Source organism: Sulfurimonas sp., assembly GCF_028694895.1.
In the GTDB taxonomy this organism is placed as follows: domain Bacteria; phylum Campylobacterota; class Campylobacteria; order Campylobacterales; family Sulfurimonadaceae; genus Sulfurimonas.
In genome coordinates, this window is sequence record NZ_JAQVKA010000029.1 from 1 (window position 1) to 17,880 (window position 17,880).

Annotated in this window: 20 protein-coding genes; 5 read left to right on the top strand and 15 right to left on the bottom strand. The window is 34.8% G+C overall.

Translation table 11 applies throughout. The features are described from left to right. The 4 genes from PHI38_RS05230 to PHI38_RS05245 form a co-directional block, all read right to left on the bottom strand. Positions 1–554 (bottom strand): AAA family ATPase (locus PHI38_RS05230; protein ID WP_299853566.1); only part of this gene is annotated, 554 nt, incomplete at its 3' end. An 11-nt stretch (positions 555–565) separates the two neighbouring features. After that, complete coding sequence (locus PHI38_RS05235; RefSeq protein ID WP_299853568.1) at positions 566–2,335, bottom strand: VWA domain-containing protein; 1,770 nt, start codon at positions 2,333–2,335, stop codon at positions 566–568. Further along, positions 2,336–3,721: a cbb3-type cytochrome c oxidase subunit I gene (locus PHI38_RS05240; protein WP_299853570.1), complete on the bottom strand. Its 1,386-nt coding sequence runs from the start codon at positions 3,719–3,721 to the stop codon at positions 2,336–2,338. Positions 3,722–3,731: 10 nt separating this feature from the next. Continuing rightward, on the bottom strand, positions 3,732–4,178 hold the full coding sequence (locus PHI38_RS05245) for a cytochrome c (protein WP_299853572.1): 447 nt from the start codon (positions 4,176–4,178) through the stop codon (positions 3,732–3,734). Between the two features lie 411 nt (positions 4,179–4,589). Here PHI38_RS05245 and PHI38_RS05250 point away from each other — a divergent pair, with 411 nt between their 5' ends. Continuing rightward, on the top strand, positions 4,590–5,003 hold the full coding sequence (locus tag PHI38_RS05250; RefSeq protein WP_299853574.1) for an Rrf2 family transcriptional regulator: 414 nt from the start codon (positions 4,590–4,592) through the stop codon (positions 5,001–5,003). Between the two features lie 166 nt (positions 5,004–5,169). Continuing rightward, positions 5,170–5,529 (top strand): DUF488 domain-containing protein, encoded by a 360-nt coding sequence (locus PHI38_RS05255; protein ID WP_299853576.1) that lies wholly within the window; start codon positions 5,170–5,172, stop codon positions 5,527–5,529. Here the strand turns inward: PHI38_RS05255 and PHI38_RS05260 are convergent, their stop codons facing one another. Continuing rightward, positions 5,530–6,678 (bottom strand): aminoacetone oxidase family FAD-binding enzyme, encoded by a 1,149-nt coding sequence (locus PHI38_RS05260; protein WP_299853577.1) that lies wholly within the window; start codon positions 6,676–6,678, stop codon positions 5,530–5,532. 60 nt (positions 6,679–6,738) lie between these two features. Between PHI38_RS05260 and rimO the strand changes: the two genes are divergently transcribed. Both rimO and tilS read left to right on the top strand, forming a co-directional pair. Next, entirely contained in the window at positions 6,739–8,058 is a 1,320-nt protein-coding gene (rimO, locus tag PHI38_RS05265) for a 30S ribosomal protein S12 methylthiotransferase RimO (RefSeq protein ID WP_299853579.1), read from the top strand. Next, positions 8,045–9,034, top strand: a complete 990-nt coding sequence (gene tilS, locus PHI38_RS05270) for a tRNA lysidine(34) synthetase TilS (RefSeq protein WP_299853581.1) — start codon at positions 8,045–8,047, stop codon at positions 9,032–9,034. Before rimO ends, tilS begins: the two co-directional genes overlap by 14 nt. Here tilS and PHI38_RS05275 read toward each other — a convergent pair. The 9 genes from PHI38_RS05275 to PHI38_RS05315 are packed head-to-tail and all read right to left on the bottom strand — an operon-like array spanning position 9,026 to position 15,747. Next, the gene (locus tag PHI38_RS05275; RefSeq protein WP_299853583.1) at positions 9,026–10,213 is read right to left on the bottom strand and encodes a mechanosensitive ion channel family protein; all 1,188 of its coding nucleotides are present in this window, start codon (positions 10,211–10,213) and stop codon (positions 9,026–9,028) included. The genes tilS and PHI38_RS05275 overlap by 9 nt on opposite strands. Before the next feature lie 21 nt (positions 10,214–10,234). Further along, the gene (locus PHI38_RS05280; RefSeq protein ID WP_299853585.1) at positions 10,235–10,774 is read right to left on the bottom strand and encodes a hypothetical protein; all 540 of its coding nucleotides are present in this window, start codon (positions 10,772–10,774) and stop codon (positions 10,235–10,237) included. Further along, positions 10,764–11,315 carry a hypothetical protein gene (locus PHI38_RS05285; RefSeq protein WP_299853587.1) on the bottom strand — a complete coding sequence of 184 codons (552 nt, stop codon included), beginning with the start codon at positions 11,313–11,315 and terminating at the stop codon, positions 10,764–10,766. Before PHI38_RS05285 ends, PHI38_RS05280 begins: the two co-directional genes overlap by 11 nt. Continuing rightward, positions 11,316–12,311 carry a hypothetical protein gene (locus PHI38_RS05290; protein ID WP_299853589.1) on the bottom strand — a complete coding sequence of 332 codons (996 nt, stop codon included), beginning with the start codon at positions 12,309–12,311 and terminating at the stop codon, positions 11,316–11,318. It lies immediately after the preceding gene. Next, on the bottom strand, positions 12,311–13,147 hold the full coding sequence (locus PHI38_RS05295; protein WP_299853591.1) for a tyrosine-type recombinase/integrase: 837 nt from the start codon (positions 13,145–13,147) through the stop codon (positions 12,311–12,313). Before PHI38_RS05295 ends, PHI38_RS05290 begins: the two co-directional genes overlap by 1 nt. After that, positions 13,125–13,583, bottom strand: coding sequence for a hypothetical protein (locus tag PHI38_RS05300; protein ID WP_299853593.1), 459 nt, complete (start codon positions 13,581–13,583; stop codon positions 13,125–13,127). Before PHI38_RS05300 ends, PHI38_RS05295 begins: the two co-directional genes overlap by 23 nt. Beyond that, positions 13,573–14,196 (bottom strand): lysophospholipid acyltransferase family protein, encoded by a 624-nt coding sequence (locus PHI38_RS05305; RefSeq protein WP_299853595.1) that lies wholly within the window; start codon positions 14,194–14,196, stop codon positions 13,573–13,575. Before PHI38_RS05305 ends, PHI38_RS05300 begins: the two co-directional genes overlap by 11 nt. After that, positions 14,189–15,496: a tRNA (N6-isopentenyl adenosine(37)-C2)-methylthiotransferase MiaB gene (miaB, locus tag PHI38_RS05310; protein ID WP_299853597.1), complete on the bottom strand. Its 1,308-nt coding sequence runs from the start codon at positions 15,494–15,496 to the stop codon at positions 14,189–14,191. The genes PHI38_RS05305 and miaB overlap by 8 nt, the downstream gene beginning before the upstream one ends. A gap of 5 nt (positions 15,497–15,501) precedes the next feature. Further along, the gene (locus tag PHI38_RS05315; RefSeq protein ID WP_299853599.1) at positions 15,502–15,747 is read right to left on the bottom strand and encodes an HP0268 family nuclease; all 246 of its coding nucleotides are present in this window, start codon (positions 15,745–15,747) and stop codon (positions 15,502–15,504) included. Positions 15,748–15,922: 175 nt separating this feature from the next. On the opposite strand from PHI38_RS05315, the gene nusA reads away from it, so the two are divergent. Then, positions 15,923–17,062, top strand: coding sequence for a transcription termination factor NusA (nusA, locus tag PHI38_RS05320; protein ID WP_299853600.1), 1,140 nt, complete (start codon positions 15,923–15,925; stop codon positions 17,060–17,062). Between the two features lie 9 nt (positions 17,063–17,071). On the opposite strand, the gene PHI38_RS05325 is transcribed toward nusA, so the two are convergent. Next, positions 17,072–17,880 (bottom strand): ABC transporter permease (locus PHI38_RS05325; RefSeq protein WP_299853601.1); only part of this gene is annotated, 809 nt, incomplete at its 5' end.

The following is a 17,880-nucleotide window of genomic DNA, read 5'->3' on the forward strand; positions in this document are numbered from 1 at the left end:
TCCTCACTCACACCGCTCTCTTTGATGATAACAGTTTTTTCAATTTCTGGCTCGGGATAGGTAAAACTAAGAGATATAAATCTCTGTTTAGTACTTGGCTTCATCCCTTTTAAAGCGTTTTGATAAGCAGGGTTATAAGATACCACTAACATAAAATCAGGATGTGCTTCTATCACTTCGCCTGTTCTATCTATTGGTAAAACTCTACGATAATCGGCAAGGGAGTGAAGGACAACAGTTGTATCCTTTCTTGCTTCTATAATCTCATCAAGGTAACATATGCCGCCATTTCTTACCGCTTTTGTAAGCGGTCCGTCTTGCCAAAATGTGCCATTTGCATTTATGAGATGACGCCCTATCAAATCAGCCGCACTTAAATCATCATGACAAACAACGGTATATACTTTGCGGCCAAGCTTCTCACCCATCGCCTCTATAAATCTAGTCTTACCGCATCCTGTTGGGCCTTTGATAAGAACTGGTAGATTCATGCCAGCGGCTGCTTCAAAAAGTTCAACCTCATTTGATTGTGGTAAATAGTAAGGTTTTGACATCTGCTTTTCCTTTATTTTGTTAAGTTCATATAAATTTGAGTTACAACTTTTGGCAACTTCTTTGCATCGCGGATAACTGCATAAGAATTTTTGCCAAAAAGATATGGCAAATACTCTTTAGCCTCTACATCAATAGTGATACAAAAGGGTGTAATACCTTTTTTTCTTACCTCTTGGATAGCTTTTTTTGTATCTTCTATGCCGTATCGTCCATCATATCTATCAACATCATTTGGTTTACCATCGCTAATGATTAAGAGTAGTTTATTGCTGCTTTGTTGCATATCTAGTACCTTTGCACTCTCTCTAATAGCTGCACCCAAACGAGTGTAGTACCCCGGTTTTATAGCGTCAATACGGCCTAAAACCATATCGTTATATTTTTCTTTGAAGTTTTTAATGATGTGAAAATTCACTTTTTTGTTTTTTACAGAGGAAAACGCATAAATTCCAAACTTGTCTTGTAATCTATGTAGAGATTCTGAGAAAACCATAAGTGAATCTTTTATCATGTCTATCACCCGTATATCTTGTGTTATTCCAGCTTCAGTAGAGAGCGAGATGTCGGCTAAAATAAGTGTCGCCATATCTCTTGTCTTTTTTTTGAAACTTTGAAAAAATCTCTGTGAATGGTTGGAGTGATTTTCTTGCCCTTTATAATCTATCCAAGTATCAAGATTTAGCTCATCACCATAAGGTAGATTATCTATCTTTATACGATCAAGCTCCATCAAATCTAGCTCGCCTTGAATCTTTTTCATCATCTTTTGTAATCTCTTTGGCAATGGTAATGGCACTATATTGATGGAGATTTGTGGTTTTATAGAGACATAGTTTTTTAAATAAATCTTTTTTTTATAATCCCACTCATCTCTAAGATAGCCCTTGCCAAGAGGATAATCCTCAGCAGAGTTTGAAGAGATATCCAAATCCATCTTGATTCTTGAAGCTAGATTTGCATCTTTTCTGCCAAGTGTTATCTCATCTAATTCTTCCGCGTTGTAGAGCGCATCTTCATCAAAACTGTCATTTTCTTGTCTATCTACATTTACCTGCTCCATCAAGCTCATAAGAGACTCTGGCAAAAAGAGTAAAAGGCCATCACTCTCTTTATCATCATCGATCTGCTGTGCCTTCTTTTTCATCTTCAACACTTCTGTCTTATCCTCTTTGCCATCTTCTCTGCCCATCTCTTCTTCATCATTAAAATCAAGAAGCGTTTTATTGTTTGAGTCTGATGGGTATATCCAAAGAGGATTTGGATAGCTCTTATCATCTATTAAATCTTCACTAGAAGGGTTAAGATATGATAATTCAGGATATTTAACTACCAAAAATTCTCTAGCTCGTTTATGAAAGTTTTTAAATCCTGGATATTTGTTTATAAGAAGATTTTCTACTTTTTTATTTTCATTTACAATATTATTGCTCTTTATATCAACTCTACTTAGCATAGCACTAAGCCAGTAGTAGTGCATATCATTTAGGTTTTTATCATTAAAGTAAGATAAAGAAGCAGGAAAGTACAGAGCTTTATCATCTTGCCACGCAAGAAAAAAGCTCTTTCCTTTTCCTGAGAATCTCTCAAGAAGAGTTCTTGAAGTATTTAAGAGTCTTTTGTCGGTAACATGAAGCTCTTTTGCTTTATCACCGCCAAAGAGGTGATAAAATGTCTTTAGAGATTTAGCTCTACCTTCAAGCGGAACTTGGGCTTTCTCATAAAGACGAGATGCTTTTTTTGTTACATATCTGTCCCAAAATATACCGACTTTCTCATCCATCTAAGCAACCACTCTTTTATCTTCTTTTACAAAGAAGCTATAAAAATATATTAATAAGCCTAGAAAAACCATAACACCAAAGAATGAGCGAACAAAATAGACTGGTGTTAGCATGTCTTGAACATTCATAAATGACATAGCATTAGCTGAGTCAGGAATTCTCTGTGCTTCTATTTGTAAGATACCAGCAACTGTTAGTGCTAAAGTAAGCCCTATCATTCCAATAACCATAAACCAAAAACTAGTAAGTTCTACTTTTTGCGCTCTTGGCGAATTACCATGAGGACGACCTCTTAGAATCGGCATTGCGTAAGAGACCATAGTAAAAACTATCATTACATAAGCACCAAAGAATGACAAGTGTCCGTGCGCTGCAGTTAACTGAGTACCATGCGTATAGTAGTTAATAGGAGCAAGAGTATGCATGAATCCCCAAACACCAGCGCCTAAAAAGCCAACTACTGCTGTACCTTTTGCCCATGTTAGAGCCATTTTATTATCATCTTGTATACGGCGATTCTTTACCATGTTGTAAGCAAATAAAATCATCAAGAAAAATGGTATAGGTTCTGCAGCTGATGCAATAGATCCAATCCATAACCAATATCCAGGAGCACCCATAAAGAAAAAGTGATGTCCAGTTCCAGCAAGACCAGCGATAAATGTCATAGCGATGATTAGATATAACCATTTATCGATATGTTCACGGTCAACACCTGTAAGTTTTACTAGTACAAACGCGAGCAGCGCCCCTAAGATAAGCTCCCACGTAGCCTCAACCCATAAGTGAACAACGAACCACCAGAAAAATTTATCCATAATAAGATTATCAGGAACATAAAATGCGAACAAAAAGAAAAACGCTAAACCAAAAAGACCAGTTAATAAAATAATAGAAATTGTTGTTCTGCGTCCCTTGATTACTGTCATAGTTACATTTAAAATATAAGATAGTACAACGAAGACAATACCTATTTTAGTGATTGTAGGTTGTTCTAAAAACTCTCTACCCATAGTTGGCCAAAGTTCATTCATAGTAAGCTCTGCTAACTCTGCATAAGGCACAAGCAAGTACCCAAGTATCGTAGCAACACCAGCTACTAAAAATACCCAAAAGGTTATCTTAGCAAGTAATGGGCTCCAAAGTTCTCTCTCTGCTTCTTCTGGAATCAGATAATAAGTTGCCCCCATAAAACCAAATAGTAAAAGAACAATAAGTAAGTTTATATGAACCATACGAAGTACGTTAAAAGGAATTAATGGAAATAAAAAATCGCCATAAATATATTGGATACTCATAGTTAGGCCAAATAAGATTTCCCCAGCTAAAAGTATCAATGCAAAAATAAAATATGGCTTTGCTACCATTTGAGATGAATATTTCATATATCTCCCCCTATCCTTGAATATTTGGTGGCCATTCTTGGGTGTTAACCTTCGATGTCCAAATTAAAAAATCTGAAAGATTATTTACTTGCTCTGGTGAGAGATGAAATTGCGGCATTTTTCTTCTATCTGGGATATCTAGTGGCTGAGCTGCCATCCATCCAAGCATATAGCCTTTAAATGCCTCTTCATTGCTACTTCCTGCACGTTGAAATACGTTCCCCAGTTCTGGAGCATAGTATGCACCTTCTCCTAATAAAGTATGGCATCCAACACAGTTATTATCTTCCCATATCTTTTTTCCCAACACTACCGACTCTGTCATATTTACTTCATTACTTAATTCTGGTATTTGATTGACACTATCAAATGTTAATCCTACAAATATCAAAGTAGCAAAAATACCACCGCCAAAGTAGATATTTTTAGCCATATCTTTGGTAATACGCTCAGACATTTTAACTCCTATTTTAAATTCTACCTTAGAGTAGTAGTTGGAATTTTAGCAAGCAAATTTTAAATACTACTAATAGGTAGAATTAATGTTTGTTTTTAAAGCAAATTGCTCCTTCTTATTTAAAAAACAGCTTTTTTATGGCTATAGAATGCGTTATCATCTGCAATAATTATTTTTTATAAAAGTCCTATTTATAGGCAACAATTGCACTTATTTCACAAAATAATTATTTGAAATCTTAAATATTTTATATAGATTTTTAACAAAGGCTATGAAGGTATTTGTAAGGATAAAACTTGTTAAATTTGTGTAATTAACGATGAAACTTATAATAAAAATTATATCTTAGACAAAGGAGTTAATTTTTATGTTTAAAGAAAGATTGTATAATTCTACCCTCAAGGAGATAATATGCAACTATACAATACATCACAGTATGCTATACGAGTTTTGAATTTCATTGCAAACCACAGCCAAAATCGTCTTTGCAGTGCAAAAGAGCTAGCTGAGGTATTAAATATTCCGTATAAATTTTTAACAAAAATCATGGGAATGTTAGTAAAAGCCGAATTTATTAAATCTATTAAAGGGCGTGATGGCGGTTATCAACTAAACAAACCAGCATCAGAGATAAAACTAATAGATATCCTAAATACCTTTAATGATGAACCTGATAACGAGAGTTGTATCTTAGGCATTGGCACTTGTGATGCTGAGAACAAATGCGCTTTGCATGATCAATGGATGGCACCAAAAGATTTGATACGAAAGATGTTTGAAGAAACTACTCTCGACAACTTTACATATCAAGCTTGTAAATTATAAATCATACTATTGACAGTGTTGTATCTTAAACCTTTAGCGCTCCTTTTATAACCATATCCTTATCTATAAATTTTAACACCTAATTTATTCTCCCATATTTTTTTATACTCTTTTTTATATTTTGCTCGTTAGAATTACTTTATGCTGAGTTTTAAGGAGACAAAAAATGACTATTTTATTAAAACGTGCTTACGAAGCTGCAGATAAAGATGACGGGTTTAGGATTTTGGTGGACAGAATTTGGCCAAGAGGAGTTAGTAAAGATTTTGCTCATATTGACTTTTGGGCAAAAGATGTTACACCAACTACCTCTCTTAGAAAATGGTTCTCTCATGATCCACTAAAATGGGTTGAGTTCAAAAAAAATTATGAAGCAGAGCTTGATGGAAGGCCTAGCGAAGTGGATGATTTCTTGCACTTACTGCATGAGCATGAGATAGTTACCTTTGTTTATGGCACAAAAGATACAAAACATACTCACGCACTTATACTAAGAGAGTATATGCAAGAGAGGCTAGAAGAGTAGTTATAGAGCTTCGTTGATACCTCTTGCACAAACAACTGCGCTACTAAAAGCCCACTGAAAGTTGTATCCGCCAAGCTCACCTGTTACATCTACAACTTCGCCTATAAAGTAAAGATTTTCTACTTGTAGCGCTTCAAGCGTATAAGGATTTAACTCATTACTTAGAACTCCACCACGACAAACCTCAGCTTTGTTAAAACCAAAATTTCCAGCAGGTGAAAACTCATAGTTATGTATCTTTTGTAACTTCTGTTTTATCTCTGATGTTATTTTTTTACACTCTATATCTTCTACATTTAACGCATCAAGCAGAGCTTTTGATAATCTTTTTGGAAGTGGAATGACTGAACTTAGTAGCTTTTTAGAGTCTTTTATAAGTTCTAAGATATCGTTCTGCGGCAGAAAATCTATACTCATACTCCCCTTTTGCCAATAAAGCGAAGCAGATAAAACCGCAGGTCCACTTATACCTTTGTGCGCAAAAAGAAGCTCCTCTTTTAGGACTTTACCAGCTACTTTTATATGAACATAACAGCTAAGCCCGCTTAACTCTTTCATCCAAAACTGCTCCCTTTGGATGGTTAGTCCCACAAGTGCTGGAGTGAACTCTTTTGTCTTTATATCAAAACTCTTTGCGATGTTAAGCCCGATATCACTTGCACCTAAAGCTTGATAACTTTTAGCACCAGTTGCAACTATAACTCTCCTAGCTCTTAGAATCTCTTTTGAAGTTTTTACTTCAAAGAGTTCATCTTTGCTTACATGTAAAATATCTCTGTTTAAAAGCATATGGGCATAATCACTCTCTCTTTTAAGGATATCTATAATCTCATCTGAGGATTTTTTACAAAAGTAGTAACGCTCTTTTCGTAGTTCAGGCTCAACGCCTCTTGCGTGTAGAAACTCTAGCAAATCATCTCTGGTGAAAGTATCTAGTGATGCGGATATAAAATCATAATCCCCATCATAGTTGTTAGGAGTTACTTCTGCGTTTGTGATATTGCACTTTCCACCGCCAGAGATTTTTAGTTTCTGAGCAATTTTGTTGTTTATCTCAACAATGCCAACGAGTAAATTTTTATCTAGAGCAGCAGCGCACATAAGCCCACTCGCACCCGCTCCTAGAATTAAAACATCATATATTTTCATGGCAAAATTATACTTTGCGCTCCCTTTAGATATAATACGAAAAAAATTAAAGTAGAATTAATGGGCAATAAACTTCACATAGTATCTCTTGGATGCACAAAAAACTTAGTCGATACAGAAGTTATGATGGGCAAACTTCAAAACTTCACACTAACAGACAACCAAGAAGAAGCTGATGTTATCATCGTAAATACATGTGGCTTTATAGATGCAGCAAAACAAGAGTCGATAAACACAGTTTTAAATCTTCATGACGCTAGAAAAGAGGACTCTGTTTTGGTAATGGCAGGTTGTCTTAGTGAGAGATATAAAGAGGAGTTAGCTAAAGATATGCCTGAGGTTGATATCTTTACAGGTGTTGGCGATTATGACAAGATAGATGAGCTTTTGGTAGAGAAAAAAAGCAGATTCTCAGAAACTGTTTATCTTATAGATGGCGCTGAGCGCGTTGTTACTGGTTCAACTTACCACGCTTATATAAAACTCTCTGAGGGGTGTAATCAGACATGTAGTTTTTGTGCTATCCCATCTTTTAAAGGCAAGTTAAACTCAAGAACACTTGATTCTATCGCTAAAGAAGTTGAAAGTCTTGTTAAAAAAGGGTATTGGGATTTCTCATTTGTCTCACAAGACTCAAGCTCGTACTTAAGAGATCAAAATGTAAAAGATGGTCTTAGCCTCTTGATACAGCGTATAGAGCTAATTGAGGGTGTAAAGAGTGCTAGAATCCTATATCTCTACCCATCAACAACATCAATGACGCTACTTAAGAACATAGCAAAAAGCGAAGTTTTTCATAACTACTTTGATATGCCAATTCAACATATAAACGATGATATGTTACGCATCATGAAGAGAGGTTTTGGCAAGAGTCAGACACTTGAACTTTTAGAGTTTATGAAATCACTTCCTAACTCATTTTTACGCACAAGCTTTATAGTTGGGCATCCACAAGAGAGCCAAGAGATGTTTGATGAGATGTGTGAGTTTGCAAGCAGCTTTGGTTTTGACCGCATAAATGTGTTTGCTTATTCAGACGAAGAGACAACTCCAGCTCATGAGATGAGTGATAAAATCACTGCTAAAGTTATCAACAAAAGAGCTGATATTTTAGGCAAAATTGCTTCAAAAGTTATGGAGAAGTCTTTAAAGAACGAGATAGGAAAAGAGACTAAACTCGTTATCGATAAAGAGAGTGATGAACATGAGTATCTACTAAGTGCAAGAGCTACTATCTGGGCTCCTGATATCGATGGAGGGATTTATGTCAACGACAGAAGTGGTGATGATGAGCTTACTTTTGGAGCGATTTACAGTGCTGAGATAACTGACATCGTTGGAAACATCCTAATCGCAACTGCGAAGAATGCTCAAAGATAAAATCCTCTCACACCTAAGAGGCAAGAAAAATCTTCTAGCCTTCTCATGCGGAGCGGATTCTACTGCTCTGTTTTTTCTTCTACTAAAACATGAAATTCCTTTTGATATTGCAACTGTAAACTACTCTCTAAGAGAGCAGAGCAAGCAAGAAGTAGCTTACGCAGAAGCTTTAGCTAAAGAGCATAACTTGACCTCCTATGTGTTTAATGCACCAAAGATAGAGCAAAACTTTGAAGCAAAAGCTAGAGAGATAAGATATGACTTTTTCTCAAAACTATCTCAAACTCATGGTTATGAAAACCTCTTAACAGCCCACCATCTTGGAGATAGATTTGAGTGGATGCTTATGCAGTTTTGTAAAGGCGCTGGGTGCGCTGAACTCTCAGGAATGCAAAACACTCAGAAGAGAGACTCTTACACCATAATCCGACCTCTTTTACATCTGGATAAACAAGAACTCATAGAGTATCTAAAGAGCTCAAACACCCTATACTTTGAAGATGAGAGCAACTTGGATGAGAGTATAAAACGAAACTACTTTAGACACAACCACACAACTCCACTACTAAAAAAATATCTTGATGGGATCAAAAAAAGTTTTGCTTACTTGGATGAAGATAGAGATGCACTCATAGAAGAAGCTGATATAAAAAACATAGATGAGTTTGCATACTTTAAACGTTTACAAACTCAAAGAAGCGATATCTATGCAATAGATAAATATCTAAAATCACAACTTTATATGCTAAGTGCAAATGAGAGAGAGCTCTTAAGAGAGCAAGAGACTCTAGTAGTGGGGCGGAAGTTTGTTATAAACCAGAGCAAAGAGTTCGTCTTTGTCGCTCCATATGTTACAAAAGTAGTAATGAGCAGTGAGTTTAAAGAGGAGTGCAGAGTTTTAAAAATCGAGCCAAAACTTCGCAACTACCTCTATAAAAATCAAGAAGCTTTTTTAAAAATCAAAGAGCTACTTTAAAAGACCTATCTCACCTGATGGCTCTTGATAGAGCTTTAAATCAAACTCTTTAAGGGCTACTAGTAGATGGTCAAATATATCGGACTGGATATCTTCATACTCTGCCCATTTGTTCTTATTGCTAAAGGCATATACTTCAAGAGGAACTCCCTTTGAAGTAGGCTGAAGTTGTCTTACAAGAAACGTAAAATTTTTGTTATCAATATTTGGGTTCTTGCGTAGATATTGTTTAACATACTCTCTAAAAGTCCCTATATTTGTGAGCTTTCTTGCGTTTAGTGTAATCTCATCACTTGTATCAACTACTTTTGATTTTTTATCAAGATACTCTTTTAAAATCTCGATGTGGCTAAGTTTTTCCAAAAGCTCTGGCGTGCAAAATTTTATGGAATTTACATCTATAAAAAGCGCTCTTTTTATACGTCTTCCTCCACTTTGAGACATTCCTCTCCAGTTTTTAAATGAGTTTTCCATAAATTTATATGTTGGAATAGTTACAATAGTTTTGTCCCAATTTTGAACTTTAACAGAGTGCAGTGCTATATCTATCACTTCTCCATCTGCTCCAAAGTTTGGTGCTTCTATCCAATCTCCTACTTTAAAGAGGTCATTTGCAGCAATTTGAACACTTGCTACAAGAGATAACATAGTATCTTTAAATATAAACATGAGTACCGCAGTAAACGCACCAACACCGCTTAAAACACCAACTAAAGATATGTCAAACAAGATGCATAGCGCAATGATAGTGCCTAGTATATACACAATCATCTTTAATAGTTGAATATACCCTTTTATCGGCTTATCTATAGCTATTTCATAAGAGTTATATACTTCTAGGATTCCTGATAAAAATTTATTAACAATTTTAATTATAACTACAGCTATCCAAAATTCAATTATATTTGAGACGGTGCTGCTTATGTTTTCTGGATAAAGCTGTAGCGAAAATAGAATGATAAGAGGTGGGATAATATGTACAATCTCTTCAAAAAGACCAACTTGTAAAAAAACATCATCCCATTTGCATTTTGTTTTCAATATTAATTTGTGTATAACTTTTACTAAGTATTTTTTAGATAAAAAATAGACGATTAGTGCTATAAAAAGGGTTGAAGAGGCTAATATAAAGAGTTCAAGAGGAGTCTCAAAAGAGATAGGATTAATTAGATTTTTCATTTTTGCTCCAGCATAAATCACCTACTTAGTAGTGTTTGAATCACTCTTGTTGTTATAAACCCTCATAGTAAAAGATGATTTTATCATCTCGCCTTCTCTCTTAAAGTTGATTGGGAAATTCACAGCTATTACCCAGTCACTTTTATTTAGAGAGTCTAAAAAGTTATAAAAGCCTTTGGGTGAACTAATCTCAGAACTTGTATTTACCTCATACACACTAAAACCATCTTCTTGGCCAAATGGTTCAATCTTTGAAACATATAAAGAGCTAAAAGACGCTCTATGTTGTTTTACAAATCGCTCAGAATTAAACTCTGCCTCAAGGGCCTCAATTGTATGAAGGTTTTCACTGCGAAGTTTTTGAAGGATAACTTCTTTTTCAACTGCAAAATCGTTTAGCTGTCTTAGTTCAAGATTTTCTATAGAGAGCTCATTTCTTTTAATTCTATACTCTTTTCCCTCAGGAATTAAAACTGCAAATGAGAAAATCAGAACAAAAACAAGCAGAAAAAGAGAGACTGCTAAGAGGTATATGCTCTGTCTTGAGAAATTACTCCTCATAGCTACTCTCCTCTTCTTTATTTCCTAGGATATCTTCTTCTTTATCTATATAGTTCGTTGATACAAAACGAAGCCAACCATTTTTATCTGGATAAAAACTGCTGTATGTTCTATGAAATATCGAGCGAAGTGGAGCTTGAAGCATAAAATTATAAATGTCTTTATTTGGAGTTATCCCGTATAAAACAAGCTCATCTTCCATGATTTTAGCCTCTGAGAGCGTAATCCTGCTAGGCACTAAATCAAAAAGATTAGTAATGCTCTCTTTTAAAACACTGTTTTTTGTAAATACTTTCTCAGCTAGTAGCGCTTGTTTTTCTATAATATCTATCTCTTTACTCATTTTTATTATATTTTTATTAAAGTTCTCTTTTTGCTCATTTATCTCTAAGAGATCCTTATCAAACCTATAATCTTTAAAAAGTAAAAAAGCATATGTAGTAAAAACCATAAAAATAGTTGCGCTAAAAAAGGTCAAAAGAAGTTGTAAATCTTTTGTAAAGACTGTTTTAACTCTAGGTTTTATATAACTATATTTCATCTATATCTCTGCCTTTGCCATGTCACAAAGTGCAACGCCAAGATCTATTTTTCTTACAAATACACTTAAAAATATCTCCTCTTCAAGATAACTCTTAAGGTCATTACTTACACCAACACCATCTGCTACGTAAATTGTTTCAATGAATTGGCTTTTATATTTTGGATCTTTGTAAAAAGTATTTAGTGCGCTTTGAATCAATGTAAATCTTTGATAATCTTCATTAAATCCATTATCAGAAATACTCCCCTCAGCTTTATCTTCCTCTTCAAACTCTACGCTCTCAGAAAACTCATCAATCCCATCTCCATCATCTAAATCTTCGATATTTGTAAAATCATCAAACCCGCTAGATTCATCTTCTATGGTAATCTCTTCTAAATCTATTCCCTCTATCTCATAATCATAATCATCTAAAGATGAATCAATCAAAATATCTTCACTATTTTTAGAGCGTTGCATACTTAAATACTCGCCATAAAGTAATTTTGTGTTTTCAAATATAGTAAAAGATATGCCGTTATCTTCAAGCAACACAAAAATAGAGAGAGTTGTATCTATCTTATCTTTAAAAAAATTAGCGAGCATTGCAAAAGGAGAGAAGATAAAATCAACGCCTATGCTTTTATAGTCATGTTTTATTGCTTCTAGATCGTACTCTGATGTATAAAATGCCCAATCTTTTGAGTAGCACTTATATTCAGATGAGTTAATGTCGCAATACTTAGACATCTCACTTGCGCTACATGTAGGAATTGCACCTTGTAAAGATGATTTGTCTAAAATAGATATATAACAAAAAGGGGATGTTTTATAATAAGTATTAATGAATTCATACATTTTAGCATTTATGGAAGTTGTCTCGAAGCTTCTATGAAGACTCTGCTCCACTCTTTTGCTTGAGCAAATCTCGATATATACAACTGTCTGCAAATTTTCAACAATAATATTTATGAAAACTTTTGTATATAAAGATTCTAAAAGTTTGCTAATCATTACTCTTTAACTCCGCTAAGTGGATGTGCCATATTATAATTTTGTTGTTTTAATGCGCTACCTAGTTTTGTATATATTTGCGTTGTAGCCATAGATGAGTGTCCAAGCAACTCACTAACATCGGCAATAGGGGCATTACCATTTAATAGTTGTGATGCAAAAGAGTGACGAAGCTGATGCGGAGAAACTTTCAATCCAACCCTTTTAAAGACTTTTATAACAATATATCTTAGACTGTTTTCGCTTAATTTTTCGCCATTTTTCTCAAAAACAAACTTTTTTCGCACTGATTTGCCCAAATACTCATCTAAAGCTTTTTTACTCTGAGCAAGGAGTGGCACATCTCTTTGTTTAGAGCCTTTACCTATAACTCTAACCCACTCATTTGAAACATCCTTTAGCTCTAATGATGTAAGTTCAGAGATTCTAAGCCCAAGCGTATAAAGAAGAGTAACTACGACTCTCTCCTCTGGCTCTGCAAAGCTTAGTGCTTCAATTATATGAGCATGAGATATTGGTTTTGGCAATGTTTTAGCAACTTTAATACTATCATCGCCTCTTAATATAACTCTCATCTCATTATCGTTTAAGTACTCTGTAAATGAACGGATTGCGCTAAGTTTTTTACTAATTGTTTTAGAGTTTAGTGATGAAATTTTGATGCGATATGGCATAAGATTTAAGAGTATATGATTTTTCTCTTCTAACACTTCTATGCTAAGAAGAGCCTCAGTTATGGACTCATCATAGCTTTTTATTGTAAGGTCCGAGTAGCCTCTAATATCTTCGAGATATTTTAAAAACTCTCGCAGCTTAGTTTTTATTAACTTTTTCAAGAAGCTTCTCAAATTTACTATAATACTCGGCTGATTCTTTTATCAAAACCTCATCAGTTACGACGCTTGGAGCCAGCTTTATATAGGCGCTAATCATGATATTACACATCATTCTTATTTTTGCTTTATCGGCGTCAGATATCTTCTGGTGCGTTGCTATCTCATCAATAACTTGCATATATTTTTTTGCGTCTTGGATATAACTAACATACTTGAGCGATGTTTGAGATTGAGTCATAATAGTAGATGCCATTCTGTTATACAAATCCAAACTAAAAGCCTCTTTAGCTAAAGAGTAAGCTTTATCATACTCTGCAACTTCATAGTAGTATTTTGCTTTGAGAGATTTTTCATAAGATGGATTTACTAAAAAATAGATTGCCATGATAAAGAGCAAAAAAATAGCAAAAGCTGGAATAAAAAGTCTATTTCTCATGTTTTAAAAGCCCCTCTTCTATCAATTTCTTTGCACTTATAATATCTAAGTTGCTTACATCTATTGGTTGTGTAGAGTAATAGTTTAACGTGCCAAATGGCTTTGGAATAGTAAATTTATCCCAGCTATTTAGCTGCCAAAACTTTGTCGGCTTTATCTCTACTAAGACTATTTTTGCCTTTGTCTTTTGAGCCATAGCTATTATACCATCAGCAACCTCATGACGTGGTCCTTTTGGGCCATCAGGAGTTATTCCTATATCATAACCATCTTTTATAGCGGTGATTGCTTGAATTAAAACCCTTGCAGCATTTCTGTTGGTTGAGCCTGCAATAGTTCCTAGTCCAAAATATTTTATTGTTTTTGAGATTAATAATCCATCAAAATGGCTTGAAATAAGAACTTTTGCATGTGGAGTTTTTCTGTACTTTGAGTATAGGTAAGGGAGCATCAAAAGCTCTCCATGCCAACATGCAAAGATTATTGGCTCATCTGAGATACTCTCTGGTGAGTGAAAGTTCTTTTTGTTTGTAGCGTATAGAAATCTGATAAAGAGTGAGGCGATAAAAGGAACGACTAAAAGTGCTAAGGCACGAAGTAGCTTTTTAACCAACTAACTCTCCACTTAGGATAGTTCTTCCAATCTCGGTTATCTTTACGTCTCTAAACTCTCCAAGTAGCTCATCAGAGCCTTTTACTTTTATAAGCAGGTTGTTATCACTTCTACCACTTGCGTAGTAAGCCTGATTTAAATCCTCAAAATAGACGCGGTATGTTTTTCCAAGATGAGCTTTATTTTTTTCATCGAGTATCTCAGTAGCTAAGTTTTGAAGGGTTGTAAGTCTGCTTGACGCCACATCTTCATCTACTGTATTTGTAAAGTGCTCTGCCTCAGTTTCTGGGCGCGCAGAGTACTTAAATGAGAAGATTTGATCAAACTTAACTTCTCTCATAATAGAGAGCGAATCTTCAAAATCTTCATCGCTCTCTCCAGGAAAGGCGACGATTATATCCGTGCTTATACTAACATCAGGAGACATACTTCTTAGCTTTTGAACTCTATTTAAAAACCACTCTCTTGTGTAGCCTCTTTTCATATCTTGAAGCACTTTAGTAGAGCCACTCTGAAGAGGCATATGCATAGATTTACAGATTTTTGGATTTCTTGCAAACTCCTCTATAAACTCATCATCCATATGAAATGGATGAGGAGAAGTAAAGCGGATTCTATGTAGCGCATCAATCTTACTAAGGCGGCGAAGTAACTCACTAAAGTTTACCTTCTCATGTTCTCCAGAAAAGCGGCGGCCATAGTTGTTTACATTTTGTCCTAAAAGAAAAATCTCCTTTGCACCACGCTCCACCGCTTTTTGCGCTTCACGTAAAATAAGTTCTGTAGGAATTGATATCTCTTCTCCACGTGTTTTTGGAACTATACAGTATGTACAAGATTTATCACATCCAATTGAGATGTTTATGTATGCTTTATATGGAGATGTTCTAAAGTCATTGAAAGCAAATTCGCTCTCATCGTAGTTTATATCAATCTCTACAGCTCTATCTTTATGTAAAACTTCACTGATTTTAGAGACGTTTCTTGCACCCAAAACAAAGCTTACATAAGGAGCTCTTTTTATTATCTCTTCTCCAAGATGCGAAGCTGTACAGCCACAAACACCTATCTTAGCGCCCTCTTTTTTCTTTTTATTGAAAACTCCGAGTTCTGAGAATAGTTTTGCTACAGGTTTTTCTCTAACTGAACAAGTGTTAATTATAATTAAATCTGCGCATGAGAGATCTTGTGTAGTCTCATAACCCTCTTTTTGGCTAAGTTCTGCAATCATATGCTCACTATCACGTGAGTTCATCGCACAACCTAGAGTTTCAATAAAAAGTTTCTTCATACCCTGCATAATTTTTAGTTAATTATATGAACTTGGTACATGTATTCGCCATCTGCGAGTCCGTATTTAACTTCATTCATATAAAAGCTTTTTCCTTTTGCTTCAAAGTAGTCTTGAAGTTCTAGTAAATCTTTATGTGAGTTATCTCTATCAAAGTAAAAAATTACACTTTCATCTTTCTCTAATGCAGCCTCTATTTTTGCTAATTCTGCTTTTTTTGGCTTTGCTGTAATGTCAGTTCTTGCTAATTTTAAATCCATACTCTGATCCTTGTTTTTTAAATGCTATATTTCTTTGCATTATAGTTAAACTCTACTAAAAATCGCATTAAAGATGCTTTTATGGTATTTTGGTATAATGTCGTTCTCCATAAGAACTCCCTTATATTTTTTAGCACTGTTTTTTATGAGATAACTCTTGATCAAGGATACATTAATGGAAAAAATTTTAGATATAGTTGATGCTATAGCAAACGAAAAAGGACTCAAGCCAGAGAAGGTTAAAGAAGCCCTAAAAACAGCCTTTATACAAACAGCAAAAAGAGTGATTAACCCAAAATTTGCCTTTGAAGCAGTGATAAATAGTCAAACAAAAACTATTGATATTATTCAAACAATTACAGTTGTTGCTGATGGTGATGAGAGATTAAAAGATGAAGAGATTGCACCTGCATATATCTCTATAACAGAAGCAAGAGAGTATGACGATCAAGTAGAGTTAGATGATCAGCTCCAAATACCACATGACCTAGAAGAGTATGGAAGAACAGCAGCGTCTCAGCTTCACAGAGAGATTGAGTACCACGTTCAAAGAGTTGTTGAAGATGAAATTTTTAATAAATACAAATCAAAAATTGGTTCACTTGTAAACGGAAGAGTTACAAGAGTTGACAACCAAAACTCTACATATATAGAGATAGATGAAATTCGTGCAGTACTACCTATGAAAAGCCGTATAAAAGGGGAAATTTTCAAAGTTGGAGATCACTTAAAAGCGGTTGTTAGACGTGTTGATATGAATAAAGAAAATGGTATCCAAATCGAGTTATCGCGTACTTCACCTAAGTTTTTAGAAGAGCTTTTAGCTCTTGAAGTTCCAGAGATATCTGATGGAACTGTAATCGTTGAGAGAAGTGCTAGAATACCAGGAGAAAGAGCAAAAGTAGCGCTCTTTAGCACACATCCACAAGTTGATGCTGTTGGTGCAACTGTTGGTGTAAAAGGTGTTCGTATTAATGCTGTTAGCCAAGAGCTAATTGGTGAGAACATAGACTGTATAGAGTACACAACCATTCCTGAGCTATTTATCTCTAGAATTATGAGTCCTGCTATTATCTCAACAGTGGAGATTGTAAAAGATGAAAATGGAGAAGCTCAAAAAGCTATCATAACTCTACCAGCGGATCAAAAATCAAAAGCTATAGGTAAAAATGGTATAAACATCCGTCTTGCTTCAATGCTTAGTGGATTAAATATTGAACTTGTAGAGAGTGATTCTATTACTCAGAACAATGATATACAAGAGGTAAAAGAGCAAAAAGATGGTGTTGACGCACTTCAAGCACTATTTAGTTAAGGTTTTACCTTAACTTCTCTTCATGTATGGATTTAGTTTTAAAAGAATAATATCTGCTATCATATTTCCAAGCAGTGTTAAAAATGCTGTAATCATCAAAGTTCCCATAATAATAGGATAATCACGACTCATAGCACTCATGTAAAAGAGTTGCCCCATTCCCTCTATACCAAAAATCGACTCTAAAATCACACTTCCACCTATTAGTCCTGGGAGTGAAAGCCCAAGAAGAGTGACGATTGGAGGTAGAAGGTTTGGCAGTATGTAATAGCGTAACAACTCTTTTTCCTTTAGCCCTCGAGAGAGTGCAAAGTAATAATAATCACTCTTTAGTATCTCCAGTGTTAGAGAGCGGATATAGATTATCATACTTCCAAGTCCTACAAATATCATAACGCCAACAGGTAAAACCAAGTGCCAAGCCATATCAAGATAGTAGTTTATACCTGTTTTTGGCTCTATCGAGTGTAATCCTGCAATTGGAAAAACATCTAGCGTGATAGAGAAAAATATAATAAAAAGAAGTGCTAAATAAAACGATGGCATAGAAAATGAGACTAAAGAGATTTGACGGATTAGATAATCACTCTTTTTATCATGATTTAAAGCTGCTTTAACCCCTAAATAAAGAGATAAGCTAAAGACACTAAGAAGCGCTGTTATATTCATAATCAAAGTTATTGGTAGACGTTTTAATATCTCTTTTGTAACATCTCCTCCGCTAACAAAAGAGATGCCAAAGTTTAGTCTTATTATGTTTAAAATCCACTCTATATACTGCTCAAAAAGTGGCTTATCAAGGCCATAAACAGCCTTTA

What these genes read in the sequence shown, in the direction of transcription:
- PHI38_RS05235 (WP_299853568.1), bottom strand. Translation starts at nt 2,335, where the DNA reads ATGGATGAGAAAGTCGGTATATTTTGGGACAGATATGTAACAAAAAAA.
- PHI38_RS05240 (WP_299853570.1), bottom strand. Translation starts at nt 3,721, where the DNA reads ATGAAATATTCATCTCAAATGGTAGCAAAGCCATATTTTATTTTTGCA.
- PHI38_RS05245 (WP_299853572.1), bottom strand. Translation starts at nt 4,178, where the DNA reads ATGTCTGAGCGTATTACCAAAGATATGGCTAAAAATATCTACTTTGGC.
- PHI38_RS05250 (WP_299853574.1), top strand. Translation starts at nt 4,590, where the DNA reads ATGCAACTATACAATACATCACAGTATGCTATACGAGTTTTGAATTTC.
- PHI38_RS05255 (WP_299853576.1), top strand. Translation starts at nt 5,170, where the DNA reads ATGACTATTTTATTAAAACGTGCTTACGAAGCTGCAGATAAAGATGAC.
- PHI38_RS05260 (WP_299853577.1), bottom strand. Translation starts at nt 6,678, where the DNA reads ATGAAAATATATGATGTTTTAATTCTAGGAGCGGGTGCGAGTGGGCTT.
- rimO (WP_299853579.1), top strand. Translation starts at nt 6,739, where the DNA reads ATGGGCAATAAACTTCACATAGTATCTCTTGGATGCACAAAAAACTTA.
- tilS (WP_299853581.1), top strand. Translation starts at nt 8,045, where the DNA reads ATGCTCAAAGATAAAATCCTCTCACACCTAAGAGGCAAGAAAAATCTT.
- PHI38_RS05275 (WP_299853583.1), bottom strand. Translation starts at nt 10,213, where the DNA reads ATGAAAAATCTAATTAATCCTATCTCTTTTGAGACTCCTCTTGAACTC.
- PHI38_RS05280 (WP_299853585.1), bottom strand. Translation starts at nt 10,774, where the DNA reads ATGAGGAGTAATTTCTCAAGACAGAGCATATACCTCTTAGCAGTCTCT.
- PHI38_RS05285 (WP_299853587.1), bottom strand. Translation starts at nt 11,315, where the DNA reads ATGAAATATAGTTATATAAAACCTAGAGTTAAAACAGTCTTTACAAAA.
- PHI38_RS05290 (WP_299853589.1), bottom strand. Translation starts at nt 12,311, where the DNA reads ATGATTAGCAAACTTTTAGAATCTTTATATACAAAAGTTTTCATAAAT.
- PHI38_RS05300 (WP_299853593.1), bottom strand. Translation starts at nt 13,583, where the DNA reads ATGAGAAATAGACTTTTTATTCCAGCTTTTGCTATTTTTTTGCTCTTT.
- miaB (WP_299853597.1), bottom strand. Translation starts at nt 15,496, where the DNA reads ATGCAGGGTATGAAGAAACTTTTTATTGAAACTCTAGGTTGTGCGATG.
- PHI38_RS05315 (WP_299853599.1), bottom strand. Translation starts at nt 15,747, where the DNA reads ATGGATTTAAAATTAGCAAGAACTGACATTACAGCAAAGCCAAAAAAA.
- nusA (WP_299853600.1), top strand. Translation starts at nt 15,923, where the DNA reads ATGGAAAAAATTTTAGATATAGTTGATGCTATAGCAAACGAAAAAGGA.